The sequence below is a fragment of the Mangrovimonas sp. sgz306409 genome (assembly GCF_059735265.1).
The window spans coordinates 75,263-89,217 of record NZ_JCAPEU010000004.1 but is presented as its reverse complement, the minus strand read 5'-3'; the positions used below and the strand labels follow the sequence as shown (position 1 = coordinate 89,217).

Below are 13,955 nucleotides of genomic sequence, written 5' to 3'. Positions count from 1 at the left end.
CCAAAAACAGCCTGCAAATGCAGGCTGTTCTATTTTATGTAGTTAAAAAGTATTATCTCACCAACTTCTTATACTTGATACGTTTTGGCATTAGATCACCTCCCAAACGTTTCTTTTTATTTTCTTCATACTCGGTAAAGCTACCTTCAAAGAAATATACTTGGCTATCACCTTCAAAGGCTAAAATATGGGTACAGATACGATCTAAAAACCATCTATCGTGACTGATGACTACCGCACATCCTGCAAAGTTTTCCAAACCTTCTTCTAAAGCCCTAAGCGTATTTACATCCAAATCGTTGGTAGGCTCATCCAAAAGCAATACGTTTCCTTCTTCCTTCAGCGTCATGGCCAAATGCAAACGGTTACGCTCACCCCCAGAAAGTAAGCTTACCTTTTTGTTTTGTTCGCTACCAGAAAAATTAAAACGGCTTAAATAGGCTCGAGAATTCACTTGACGCCCTCCCATCATAATCAACTCCTGTTCATCACTGAAATTTTGCCAAATTGACTTTTCAGGATCAATGTTAGAGTGACTCTGATCGACATAGGCAATCTTAGCAGTTTCACCCACCACAAATTCACCTTTGTCTGGAGTTTCTTCTCCCATAATCATTCTAAAAATTGTCGTTTTACCAGCACCATTAGGTCCAATCACCCCTACAATTCCTGCTTGTGGTAAGTTAAAATTCAAATCTTCATAAAGCAATTTGTCTCCATAAGCCTTGCTCACACCTACTGCCTCAATAACATTGGTACCCAAACGAGGTCCATTTGGAATGTAGATTTCCAATTTTTCATCCAATTGCTTTTGGTCTTGGCTCATCAACTTATCATAATTCTTCAAACGCGCTTTTTGCTTGGTTTGACGTCCTTTAGCACCTTGACGTACCCATTCCAACTCGCGCTCTAACGTTTTTTGACGTTTAGAGGCCAATTTGCTTTCTTGAGCCAAGCGCTTGGACTTTTGATCCAACCAAGAAGAATAGTTCCCTTTCCAAGGAATACCTTCCCCTCTATCCAACTCCAAGATCCAACCGGCCACATTATCCAAGAAATATCTATCGTGTGTTACGGCAATTACAGTTCCTTTATACTGTGCCAAGTGATGTTCCAACCAATGTACCGATTCTGCATCCAAGTGGTTGGTAGGCTCATCCAATAACAAAACGTCCGGTTCTTGCAACAACAAACGACACAACGCTACCCTACGACGTTCCCCTCCTGATAGGACTCCAATTTTTTTGTCGCCTTCTGGTGTTCGAAGTGCGTCCATGGCAATTTCCAATTTGGTATCCAATTCCCATGCATTGGTGGCGTCTATTTGGTCCTGAAGTTCCGCTTGGCGATTCATCAACTTTTCCATTTTATCTGGATCGCTGTAAACCTCCTCCAAACCAAACATATCGTTGATTTTGTTGTATTCTTCCAAGATGGCCACTGTTTCGGCAGCTCCTTCCCTTACAACTTCCATCACCGTTTTATTGTCATCCAATTTTGGTTCTTGCTCCAAATACCCAACAGTATATCCCGGAGAAAACACTACATCCCCTTGGTAATTTTTATCTACACCTGCTATAATTTTGAGTAAGGTAGATTTACCAGAACCGTTAAGTCCCAAGATGCCTATTTTAGCCCCATAGAAAAAGCTTAAATAGATATTTTTAAGCACCGGAGTATTGGCACTTTGAAATGTCTTGGTAACACCAGACATTGAAAAAATCACTTTTTTATCGTCACTCATGTGTTTTGAAATATTATTTCATTAAACTAAAAAGACTCTTAATACTATAGACTGGTTACACCCTTCCTTTAAGAGCATTAAATACCCAAGCAATTGCAAAAAAGCCAACACCAACGGCAGCAAAGCCCCATCCCGCTACTTCATTGTACCTAAAAGCACCCAATGCAATTAAACCTATTCCTACAAATATCATAATAGTAGTGGCCCAAGCCAAAACCGTATTTTTGTTCATCGCCATAATCTCTATTAAATTTAGATCGTTAGTCGAGTACAAATATCGTGTTTTTAAACTAAAAAATGCGCCACTTTCATGACGCATTTATATTAAATATATTCTGAAAAAGCCCTATATCATTGGTACTTCAATAAATAAAATCTCAGAATTTTCATGGGCTGTTACTTCAAAAGTCTCCGTATCCCAAATACCAATGGCATCTCTAGTATTCAAAACTTGGTCTCCAATTTTAAGTTCCCCATGAATATTCATCACGTAAACTCCGTGGTTAGATGATTTTAATTGATACTCGAAACTTTTTCCCTCATCTAGATCAATTCTTGACAAGACGGCATCCTGGTGGATTTTCAAACTTCCTTCAAAATCTTCATCAATAGAAGACACTAAAGTCTGTAATTTGTTTTTACGCTCGGAAGCATCAAATCCCTTTTGGTCGTAGCGAGGTGCTACATTCTGTTTGTTTGGAAATACCCAAATTTGGAACAAACTTAGATGTTCTTCCTCTGAACCATTAATCTCAGAATGCTGTACTCCAGTACCTGCCGACATCACCTGCACTTCCCCTGGAAATACAGATTGCCATTCGTTGTGCATAGAATCTCTATGTTTTAAAACACCTCCCAAGGGAATGGTAATAATTTCCATATTATCATGTGGATGTGTCCCAAATCCCATTTTTGGGGCAATAACATCATCGTTAAGTACCCTTAAAGCTCCAAAGTGGATCTTTTCTGGATTATAAAACCCTGCAAAACTGAAAGAGTGATTTGCCTGTAACCAACCATGGTTGGCAAAGCCTCTACTATCTGCTTTATGAACTACTGTTTTCATTGTAATTTCCTTTCTTTTTTCTTCCTTTTGGAAGATTTATTCAACTTAAATAGTTACTCTAATTCTCTTTAACGCATTTTATCTAAAAGGTCACTTAATTGACCCGCTTCTTCTTCAGTAAGATTCTTTACCAATTGCACATCAAAATCATCTGCAATAGCATCCAAAAGCTCTAAGCCTTTTTTAGTAATTTCAATAAATACCACCCTTCTGTCGCTCTCGCATGGAATACGTTCAATCAAACCCTTTGCGCATAATTTATCCATGAGTCTTGTGGCATTGGGTGCTCGATCTATCATGCGTTCCTTTATGGTCTGAACCTTTAAAGAGGACTTTGCTCCTTTTAATATTCGCAATATGTTGTACTGCTGAGGAGAAATGCCAAAAGGCTTGAAAAAATTGTTTTGATGATTTGTTATCCAATTTGAGGTATACATCACATTTATCAAGGCCTTTAATTTATTGTTGGCAAAACTTGAATTGATGTCTTTTGAAATATCTCCCATGACTCCAATAGTTTTCTATTTTAAAGCTTCCTTTAATTTGGCAACTTCAACCTTTAATTGTTCATCCAAGTCTTTATTTACGATACTCCCTTCTGAAAAATTATCATTGAAGGATGGTAAGGAAAATTTAGCAACAATATTGGCTCCATGCCTTGGAAACCTCTCGGAAGCCATACCTAAAACCGAAGCCCCTCCTCTTCCACCAGGCGAAGTAGCCATCAATAACATAGGCTTCTCATTGAACAAATTTCTATCAATTCTGGACATCCAATCAAATATATTCTTAAAAGCAGCCGTATAAGCGGAATTATGTTCAGCCAATGAAATTACTAAACCATCCGCCGATTGTATTTTTTCCAAAAACAATTTCGCCTTATCGGGATATCCCTGCTCTTTTTCCAAGTCTACCCCAAATAGTGGCACTTTGAAATCATTCAGATCAAGCAATTCAGTTGTAACATCTTCCATTTGCTCCAAAGTATACTTTACCAATTGTTTATTGATAGAAGTCTTACTATTGCTGCCCGCAAATCCTACAATATGTTTCATAATTTTGAAATTAATTTCCATGGTAAATATACAACAAAATAAATTATTTTCCAAGGGAACTATTTACATGTAATTTAATAATTCCTATTTATTCTTATCAAAAATTATACTTTCAGCAAAAAACTTATTTTTTTACTTTAGCGAAAATTAAAATTCAGCTATGGACATCAACTTCAACAAAAACGAAGACCACAATAAATTACTGCTCTCAGATTTAAAAAGACGTTTAGCTACTGTGAAATTAGGTGGCGGTAAGAAACGAATAGAAAAACTTCACGAAAAAGGGAAATTATCGGCCCGCGAACGCATTGATTATCTTTTGGATAAAAATTCTAAAAGTATTGAAATAGGTGCTTTTGCAGGCGAAGATATGTATCAAGAACATGGAGGTTGCCCTTCTGGAGGTGTGGTTGTGAAAATTGGCTATATAAAAGGGAAACAATGTATTGTTGTTGCTAACGACCCAACCGTAAAGGCCGGCGCTTGGTTCCCTATTACAGGCAAAAAGAACCTGCGTGCCCAGGAAATAGCCATTGAAAACAAACTTCCTATCATTTATCTCGTGGACAGTGCCGGTGTGTACTTACCACTGCAAGATGAAATATTCCCAGATAAGGAGCATTTTGGAAGAATTTTTAGAAACAACGCCGTGATGAGCAGTATGGGAATAACCCAAATTGCAGCCGTTATGGGAAGCTGTGTGGCTGGTGGTGCCTACTTGCCAATTATGAGTGATGAAGCTTTAATTGTAGATAAAACAGGCAGCATCTTTTTGGCAGGAAGCTATTTGGTAAAAGCTGCCATTGGTGAAACTATTGACAATGAAACCTTGGGAGGAGCTACAACACATTGTGAAATTTCAGGTGTTACGGACTATAAAGCCAAAGATGATGAAGATGCTTTGGACACTATTAAGAACATCGTAGATAAAATTGGTGATTTTGATAAAGCAGGTTACAATAGAGCTGCAAGCGCAAAGCCTAAAGAATCTCCAGAAGACATCTATGGAATCCTTCCTAAAAGTCGTGCCGAACAATATGACATGTACGAAATCATTAACCGTTTGGTGGACAATTCAGAATTTGAAGAATACAAAGCTGGTTATGGACAAACTATTATTACTGGATATGCACGTATAGATGGTTGGGCTGTTGGAATTGTGGCCAATCAACGCAAATTGGTAAAAACCAAAAAAGGCGAAATGCAATTTGGAGGGGTAATATATAACGACTCAGCCGACAAGGCCACGAGATTCATTGCCAACTGTAACCAAAAGAAAATCCCATTGGTGTTCCTTCAGGATGTTACAGGGTTTATGGTAGGTAGTAAAAGTGAACATTCTGGAATCATCAAAGACGGTGCAAAAATGGTTAATGCCGTGAGCAACTCCGTAGTTCCAAAATTCACCATCGTTATTGGAAATAGTTACGGTGCTGGCAATTACGCCATGTGTGGAAAAGCTTACGACCCTAGACTTATTGTGGCTTGGCCAAGTGCAGAACTTGCAGTGATGAGCGGTAACTCGGCTGCAAAAGTATTATTACAAATTGAAACCGCTGCTTTAAAGAAACAAGGTGAAACGATTACCAAAGAAAAGGAAGAAGAACTGTATAAAAAGATCAAAGACCGTTACGATAATCAAGTATCTCCATACTATGCTGCCGCACGTTTATGGACCGATGCCATAATCGATCCTTTGGACACTCGAACATGGATAAGTATGGGAATTGAAGCCGCTAATCATGCCCCTATTGAAAAGCCTTTCAACTTGGGCGTGCTACAGGTATAATTTCCTTATCTCGCTTATTTTTTGTAATTTAAAGACTAATAATCAACACTTTATTAGTCATGGGTACCATAAAAACATTGAACAAATGGGCCAATGCACATACCTATTATCCACTAGATTTATTACGTATTGTGCTGGGAGTCTTTTTGTTTACAAAGGGCATTAGTTTTATGGCCAATAGCCAAATTTTAATGGACCTCTTCTCTCCTATCCAAAATATGGCAGGAGGCATGATAACGGTTCATTATGTTGCACCTGCTCATTTTATCGGGGGTGCTTTAATAGCTTTTGGTCTCCTTACCAGATGGGCCATTATCGCTCAGCTTCCAATATTAATCGGGGCCATTCTGATTAATTTTGTAGGAGAAATGAATACCACCAATTTGGTGGTGGCCACTATTACACTTTTGGTGTGTATTTTCTTCTTGTTCTATGGATCAGGAAAACATTCTGCAGATTATTATTTTAAAATGCAGCAATGAGAAGGCATAAAAAAAGCCACTCTTAAAAGAGTGGCTTTTTTTTTTACTTATTAAAATTCTAAAGTTTATTCAATACTATAACAGATTCCACTGTACTAGTAACTTGAACTCCTTGTTGGCTTTGACTTAAATCTTGAGATTGTGTTATTGTTAAGGTTTGTCCATTATTAGTCAAGGTATATTGACCAGTTTGAGCCTCTCCAAGTGCAGAAGTATCTAGACCGTCCACTTCTAATTCAAATAGAGAACCATCAAATGTAATTGTGTTACCACTTGTTGAATAATTTCCATTCCCATCAACATCTGTAAGTGATGATGTGGTTGTGCCATTATCAATTCCATTTACAGTCAAATCAGTTTCAATATCATAACTTCCGGCTGAAGTAAACGAATTTTCTGTAAATGTTACTAAATAATCCATATTCACGGCTTCCATAACAGCCTCTACATCCATATTCATCCCTCCCATTCCTGTAGAAGTATTCATGGTAGCATTAAAAGAAACCGTCTCCCAATCGCCAACTAATGCTCCATTAGAGACTCCATTATTGCTTCCATCGGCTCCAGAAATATCACTATCTAAAGGTTCATTTTCACAAGTAAATGCCGAAAGAAGCACAAATAATGACAAAAGCATTCCTAATTTTTTCATAACAAAGTAGTTTTTTAGTTAATCAATAGTTTTGAGTTGATTCCACAAACATAAACATTTTAATCAGTTTGCAAAACTTGTTTTGGGACACGAAGCAACAAAATGATACCAATTAAAAAGAAAATAAATAAAAATAGAATAGAGTTTCGCATGCTTCCCGTTATTTGATCTATTGTTCCATAAATCACCATACCTATGACAATACCAATTTTTTCAGAAACATCAAAAAAGCTAAAATAGGAAGTGGTGTCCTTGGTTTCTGGTAAAAACTTGGAATAGGTAGAACGCGACAATGCCTGAATGCCTCCCATCACCAAACCTACAAATGCCGCAGTAATGTAAAACTGAATGGGAGTTTCCACAAAATACCCATAAAAACAGAGAGCCATCCAAATTAAATTGATGACAATCAATGTTGGAATATTACCAAATCTCTCTGAAGCCCTAGACGTTAGAAATGCTCCCAGGATAGCCACTACCTGAATTACCAAAATACTTACAATTAACCCAAGAGTCTTTTCACTTTCCCCTCCCCAATTAATTTCCTGCTCTCCAAAATAAGTAGCTACCAACATAATGGTTTGAACCGCCATACTATATACAAAAAACGCATATAAATAGCGCTTTAATCTTAAATTATGCGTCAATCCGTCCCATACCTTTTTAAGCTCCTTAAAACCATTAAAAAGTACTTGTTTATTCACTTTTCCATTGCTTTTAGAAAGGCCTTTTGGCAACACCCTAAAAGTATATTGACTAAACAACACCCACCATACACCTACGGTAATAAACGAATAACGCATAGCTTCAATAGAGGCATCATCTTTTGCTTTTTGAAGTGCCTCTGCAATTTCAAGTTCAGAGCCTGTTTCTCTTAAGGTTTGTGATATACTGATATCAAACCCAAAGACATTTGGGAACATTACCATGGCCAAATTCAAAAGCAACAATAAAACACTTCCTATATATCCCAAACTAAACCCTTTAGCACTGATTTTGTCCTGCTGTTCTTCAAAAGCTATATCTGGTAAATAGGAATTGTAAAACACCAAACTTCCCCAATAGCCAATCAATCCAAAAAAATAAAAGAGTAAGCTTAAATAAATATTATCCAGACTGAACCAATAAAGTCCTAGGCAACCCACAGCTCCTAAATAGCAAAAGAACTGCATGAACACTTTCTTATTTCCAATATAATCGGCCACCCCTGATAAGATTGGGGAAATAAAGGCTACAACCAAGAACGTAAAAGCGGTTATAAAAGTGATTAAAGCTGTGTTTTTAAATTCATAGCCAAAAGCATGAACTTTATTGTCATCAACAAAATTTAATGTTCCATAAAAAATGGGGAAAATGGTTGAAGCAATGGTTAAAGTATAAACGGAATTGGCCCAATCGTAGAAGGCCCAGGCATTCAGAAGTTTTTTACTTCCCTTGGGGTATGTTGTCATAAAAAGTGGTTATAAAAAAAAGCTACACCTAAGGCGTAGCTTCGAAAGTAAACAAATTTTTAAAATTATAACTTTATTTGATAAAGGATGTCACTCCAAACTTTTTGGCCTCTGCCCTCGCAGTTGGCACCAAAGCTTTCAAATTATTTATTCTTGTTTGATTGGAAGGGTGTGTACTCAACAATTCTGGTGGCGCCTGTCCTCCACTGTCAGCCGCCATACGCTCCCATAAACCTACCGCTTCCGCAGGATCGTACCCCGCAATGGCCATTAAAGTCAAACCTATTTTATCGGCTTCGCTCTCATGGCTACGGCTAAATGGCAACATTCCCAATACATTGGAACCTACCCCATAATAAGAGTTGAAAGCATCCCTATCACTCTCATTGTTGATGGCCATATTACCTGCCAAGGCTATTCCCTGTTGTACATACGCGGCGCTCATTCGCTGTTGGCCGTGATTGGCCAAAGCGTGCGATACCTCATGTCCCATAATGGTTGCTACTCCAGCTTCTCCATTGGCAATAGGTAAAATACCAGTATAGAACACAATTTTTCCTCCAGGCATACACCAAGCATTCTTTTGGTCATCCTTGATAAGATTGTACTCCCACTTGTAATCCTTTAGATAGCCTTGATATCCATTGGCATCCAACCATAGTTTTGCAGCTGCTGCAATTTTTTCTCCTACACGTTTAATCATTTCAGCATCTTTAGTGCCCTTGATTATTTCGTGTTCATTTAAAAACTGATCATATTGTTGAAATGCAGCTGGAAACAATTCTGAGTTTGGCACAATGGCCATGGTCTGTTTTCCTGTAAACGGGTTGGTTGCACATGAAATAAATGCAAAAGTTATAACGGCAGTAGCGAATAGATTTTTTGAGGTCATGTAATAAAAAGTTCGATTTGAAAATCTAAATTACAAAAATCATTCAAGACAAATTATAATTTAAATTTTCAAAATCTGTTATTTTTCGCCCCTTAGTCGCCAATAATGTGTAACTGAGTGAAGTTCTCGCTCACAATCATACTATTACTTCCGTTCATTTTAACTTCAGACAAAGGAATATCGACATTGTCAATTTCAATCTTTGTAGCATGAAACGGCAAACCGTGGAATTTCACCATAAAGGTTTTAAGATCCGATTCATACTTACCTTCTTTATGCTGTTGAATAATGAGCTCTTTTGGCTTTCCTGTCAATTTAAAGGTTCTTAAACTATAACGCCCTTTGGTATAATCGTAACCATCATGGGCATCATCGTACAGCACAGAATCTTCCTTACCTTCCTTATAATAAACTTCCAAGGTCATTTGTTCGATCTCCTTTTCATCTACATATTGCTGAACGGGATACTTTGGAATGATAGCACCTGCCTTAATAAACAAAGGAATAAAGTCAATATCAGCATCTACCCACAATTCTCGACCACCGAGGACTACTTCATCACTCCAGTAGTTATACCATTCACCTCTAGGAATAAACATTCTTCGTCCTCTAGCATTTGGCTCAAGAACAGGACACACTAAAATTTGATCGCCAAACACAAATTCGTCTGTTCTATAGTGGGTGTGAATATCTTCTTGATCAAACAATACCAAAGATTTCAAAATTGGAGTGCCTTCGTCCACCAATTGCCAAAAGGTGGTGTATAGATAGGGCAGCAATTCATATCTCAACTCAATGAATTTGCGTACAATTTTGGTAACATCGTCGTCAAAAGCCCATGGTTCCTGATTTCCATGATCTCCCGAGGAATGCACACGACAAAACGGATGGAAAACCCCCAACTGAATCCAACGGGTGAATAATTCGCCTTGAGGTTGCTCGGCAAAACCACCAATATCACTCCCTACAAAAGAATATCCAGACATGGCCATACGTTGCACTTGGATATTGGCAATCCATAAGTGTTCCCAATTGGCTACGTTATCTCCCGTCCAAGTGGAAGTGTAACGCTGGGTCCCTGAATAAGCCGCTCTTGTTATGACAAACGGACGTTTTGGATAGGTATAGCGCTTAAGCCCTTGATAGGTAGCTCTTGCCATTTGCATTCCATAAACGTTATGTGCCTTTCTATGACTACAAGGGTTTCCTTCATAATCGTGACGCACATCATCTGGAAATGTTTTGTTAGGCACCTCCATTACGGCTGGCTCGTTCATATCGTTCCAAACTCCCCTTACCCCTGTTTCTTCTATAAGTTCCTTAAAAAGTCCAGACCACCATTCCCTTACTTCTGGGTTGGTGAAATCGGGGAAATAACATTCTCCTGGCCAAACTTTTCCTTTCATATATGGGCCATCGGCACGTTTACAGAAATAGTCATTATCCAAACCTTCCTTAAAAATGCTGTATTCCTTGTCTATTTTAATTCCGGGATCAATAATCACGACTGTTTTAAATCCGTCGTCCATGAGTTCCTGCACCATTCTTTTCGGATCAGGGAAATGCGTTTTATCCCAAGTAAAACATCTAAAACCGTCCATATAATCAATATCCAAGTAAATGGCGTCACACGGAATTTTAAGGTCCCTAAATTTTTGGGTAACCTCCTTCACCTTGGATTCCGGATAGTAACTCCATTTACATTGATGGTATCCCAATGCCCATAATGGTGGTAATTGGTGTGGCTTACCCGTTAAATCGGTGTAATTGGCCACCACATCACTCATTTGCGGACCGTAAATAAAATAGTAGTTCATTTCCCCACCTTGAGCCCAAAAACTGGTAACGTTACGTCGCTCTTGTGCAAAATCGAAAAATGATTTAAAAGTATTATCGAAAAAGATTCCATAGGACTTGTTTCCATTCAACCCCGTATAAAAAGGAATGGCCTTATAGATGGGATCGGTATTTTTGCCATAGGCATAGGAATCTGTTACCCAATTTTCAAACCGCTTCCCTTTCAAATTCAGCTTTACCGGTTTATCTCCCAAACCAAAATAACTTTCGCCATCATGGGAGGTCTTGCTCATCTTTACAATATCCCCACCAATCTCATAACTTTCTTCCCAATGAAAGCCTAATTCATCTTCATTAATCAGTGTTAAATCCTTGGCATCAAACAAAGACACCCTTAAATTGGACTTTGATATATGGCAAATAAGTTTTGACGTGGTGATTTTATATAAGGTTGCTTCTTCTTCTATTTCCAAAAAATTGTAGCCTGTGCTGGCATATTTTGTAATGGCATAGGAAAAATCATTGTCGAATGTTCCTGAAGTAGTATATCGAAATCGTAACACACTATCTCTTACAACTGTTAACTCCAGAATAACATTATTCTCTGTAGTAAAATATAAGGTATCAACATCCTTATTATATGCTACAATCTTAGAAGGAAATAAATCTCCCTTTCTTTCTAATTCAGTATTTAAAATCATAAGTAATAGTTCTTATATACAAACAAAAAAACGCATAAGTTTAGAGATAAAAAACACTTGGTAACAAGTTTTACCAATAGTAACAATTTAGCTGTGGTATTTTAGCAATAAAACAACAAAACCCTCTGTTTTATAATAAATTACATTTTAACATTTTGATATTTAAAGGCTACCATTCCCAAAGGTGGAATGGTTATTTCCACAGATTGATCCCGAAAATGCCAAGGCACATTTTGAGACGTTTTCACTCTGTTTTTATACTCCCCGGTTCCTTCGTACTTTTTAAGGTCGCTGTTGAAGACTTCTTTTAGTTTCCCTTTATGTGGCAAGCCTATTCTGTAGTCTATTCTTGGAGTTGGGGTCATATTACAAGCTACCAACACCAGATCCTCTTCATTTTCTCCTTTTCTGAAATACACCAAAACTGAACTCTCAGCATCACTGAAATCTATCCATTCAAATCCATCGTTGCTAAATTGTTTTTCATGAAGCGCCGGCTCTGCCCTATAGAAGGCATTTAAATCCTTTACCAAGTTTTGCACACCTTTATGCACTTTGTACTGTAGTAAATGCCAATCGATACTTTGTAAAAAATTCCATTCCTCTCCTTGTCCAATTTCTCCTCCCTGAAACAGTAATTTTGTGCCTGGGTGTGTAAACATATAGGCGTACATCAACCTAAGGTTAGCGAAACGCTGCCATTCATCTCCGGGCATTCTTCCCAATAAGGAGCGCTTTCCATAGACCACTTCATCATGCGACAATGGCAAAATAAAATTCTCTGAAAAGGCATAGGTCATAGAAAAGGTCAAATCGTTTTGATGGTATTTTCTATAAACCGGTTCCTTGGAAAAATAGACCAAGGTATCATGCATCCATCCCATCATCCACTTCATCCCAAAGCCCAAACCTCCTAAATATGTGGGTTTGGAAACCATTGGAAAAGCTGTAGATTCTTCGGCTATGGTTTGAACATCCGGGAAACTTTTATACACTTCCTCGTTCAATTCCCTTAAAAATGAAATGGCTTCCAAATGTTCCCTTCCTCCAAACATGTTAGGTTCCCACTCGCCTTCTTCACGAGAATAATCCAGGAACAACATAGACGCTACAGCATCTACACGCAAACCATCCGCATGGAACTGTTCCAACCAAAACATGGCATTGGAAATCAAAAATGATTTTACCTCATTTCTTCCATAATTAAAAATCAAACTTTTCCAATCTGGGTGATAGCCTTTTCGTCTATCGGGATGTTCGTAAAGACTGGAACCATCAAAATAGCCCAAGCCATGGGCATCTTCCGGAAAATGGGAAGGTACCCAATCCAATATTATCCCTATATCGTTTTGGTGCAGTTTGTCCACCAAAAATTTAAACTCTTCGGGGTAGCCAAAACGTGATGTTGGGGCAAAATACCCTGTAATTTGGTAACCCCATGACGGATCATAAGGAAATTCCATAATGGGCATGAGCTCTACATGTGTAAAGTTCATGTCCTTTACATATGTCACTAAGTCTTCTGCAAATTCGGCATAGGATAAATAGTCCTCGCCATTATTCTTTCTTTTCCAAGACCCTAAATGCACTTCGTATACAGAAAAAGGCGCATTCAAGGCATTGTAATCCTTTCTTTTTGCCATCCAATGCTTATCCTTCCATTTGTAAGCATCGTCCCAAACAATAGAAGCTGTTTTTGGAGGCAACTCGCATCGTCTACCATACGGATCTGCCTTTTCTGTGACGATGCCATCATGATGGCTGTGGATTTTATATTTATATAAACTTCCTTTGCCTACGCCAGGTATAAAACCTTCCCAAATCCCGCTTTTGTCCCAACGCACATGCAATTGATGTTCTTGATCATTCCAATAATTAAAGTTACCCACAACAGCAACCGATTTGGCACTAGGTGCCCACACAGCAAAGTAGGTCCCTTCTTTACCGTCCAAAGTCATGATATGAGAGCCAAACTTCTCGTATAAACGATAATGCTTTCCAGCTTTAAAAAGGTCTATGTCAAATTCTGAAAACTTACTGTGTACAATTACTTCGGCCATATAGTATGAAGGTTTTGGTATAACTGCGATGGATGTATTATCAATCCATACACACAATTCATAGCTTGTAAAGTTCTAAATTAGCAATTTTAAACGCATAAACCCATTAAGCAACGTAAATAAAATCCTAAGAATTTATTATAACGATTTCGTAATGACATTCTTCCTACCTCGACTAAACCCAAAATGTAAGTTTTTTGAATTTGTCCTATCATGAAAAAGATCCTAACCGTTATTCTTATCAGCCTTGCATTTAGCTGTAATAC

At 38.0% G+C, this 13,955-nt stretch carries 12 protein-coding genes; 2 read left to right on the top strand and 10 right to left on the bottom strand.

Annotated features, from left to right (window positions below; all coding sequences use genetic code 11):
• Window positions 1-52: 52 nt before the first annotated feature.
• The 5 genes from ettA to AC6I5C_RS08295 all read right to left on the bottom strand — a co-directional run bounded on the left by ettA (window position 53) and on the right by AC6I5C_RS08295 (window position 3,865).
• Window positions 53-1,744: an energy-dependent translational throttle protein EttA gene (gene ettA, locus AC6I5C_RS08315; protein ID WP_497904746.1), complete on the bottom strand. Its 1,692-nt coding sequence runs from the start codon at window positions 1,742-1,744 to the stop codon at window positions 53-55.
• A gap of 55 nt (window positions 1,745-1,799) precedes the next feature.
• On the bottom strand, window positions 1,800-1,982 hold the full coding sequence (locus AC6I5C_RS08310; RefSeq protein WP_053977990.1) for a CAL67264 family membrane protein: 183 nt from the start codon (window positions 1,980-1,982) through the stop codon (window positions 1,800-1,802).
• Window positions 1,983-2,090: 108 nt separating this feature from the next.
• On the bottom strand, window positions 2,091-2,810 hold the full coding sequence (locus tag AC6I5C_RS08305) for a pirin family protein (RefSeq protein ID WP_497904745.1): 720 nt from the start codon (window positions 2,808-2,810) through the stop codon (window positions 2,091-2,093).
• A gap of 68 nt (window positions 2,811-2,878) precedes the next feature.
• The gene (locus AC6I5C_RS08300) at window positions 2,879-3,316 is read right to left on the bottom strand and encodes a MarR family winged helix-turn-helix transcriptional regulator (protein ID WP_076663690.1); all 438 of its coding nucleotides are present in this window, start codon (window positions 3,314-3,316) and stop codon (window positions 2,879-2,881) included.
• Between the two features lie 15 nt (window positions 3,317-3,331).
• Complete coding sequence (locus tag AC6I5C_RS08295; RefSeq protein WP_497904744.1) at window positions 3,332-3,865, bottom strand: NADPH-dependent FMN reductase; 534 nt, start codon at window positions 3,863-3,865, stop codon at window positions 3,332-3,334.
• A gap of 160 nt (window positions 3,866-4,025) precedes the next feature.
• Between AC6I5C_RS08295 and AC6I5C_RS08290 the strand changes: the two genes are divergently transcribed.
• Window positions 4,026-5,654, top strand: coding sequence for an acyl-CoA carboxylase subunit beta (locus AC6I5C_RS08290; protein WP_497904743.1), 1,629 nt, complete (start codon window positions 4,026-4,028; stop codon window positions 5,652-5,654).
• A gap of 59 nt (window positions 5,655-5,713) precedes the next feature.
• On the top strand, window positions 5,714-6,136 hold the full coding sequence (locus AC6I5C_RS08285; protein WP_053977994.1) for a DoxX family protein: 423 nt from the start codon (window positions 5,714-5,716) through the stop codon (window positions 6,134-6,136).
• A gap of 58 nt (window positions 6,137-6,194) precedes the next feature.
• Here the strand turns inward: AC6I5C_RS08285 and AC6I5C_RS08280 are convergent, their stop codons facing one another.
• The 5 genes from AC6I5C_RS08280 to glgB all read right to left on the bottom strand — a co-directional run bounded on the left by AC6I5C_RS08280 (window position 6,195) and on the right by glgB (window position 13,689).
• Window positions 6,195-6,773 (bottom strand): hypothetical protein, encoded by a 579-nt coding sequence (locus AC6I5C_RS08280; RefSeq protein WP_497904742.1) that lies wholly within the window; start codon window positions 6,771-6,773, stop codon window positions 6,195-6,197.
• Between the two features lie 74 nt (window positions 6,774-6,847).
• Window positions 6,848-8,239 (bottom strand): MFS transporter, encoded by a 1,392-nt coding sequence (locus tag AC6I5C_RS08275; protein WP_497904741.1) that lies wholly within the window; start codon window positions 8,237-8,239, stop codon window positions 6,848-6,850.
• A 73-nt stretch (window positions 8,240-8,312) separates the two neighbouring features.
• Window positions 8,313-9,131 (bottom strand): M48 family metallopeptidase, encoded by an 819-nt coding sequence (locus AC6I5C_RS08270; RefSeq protein ID WP_497904740.1) that lies wholly within the window; start codon window positions 9,129-9,131, stop codon window positions 8,313-8,315.
• A 92-nt stretch (window positions 9,132-9,223) separates the two neighbouring features.
• A complete protein-coding gene (locus AC6I5C_RS08265) occupies window positions 9,224-11,629 on the bottom strand; it encodes a glycoside hydrolase family 31 protein (protein WP_497904739.1) in 2,406 nt (801 codons plus the stop codon).
• A 140-nt stretch (window positions 11,630-11,769) separates the two neighbouring features.
• Window positions 11,770-13,689, bottom strand: coding sequence for a 1,4-alpha-glucan branching protein GlgB (gene glgB, locus AC6I5C_RS08260; protein ID WP_497904738.1), 1,920 nt, complete (start codon window positions 13,687-13,689; stop codon window positions 11,770-11,772).
• Window positions 13,690-13,955: the final 266 nt, after the last annotated feature.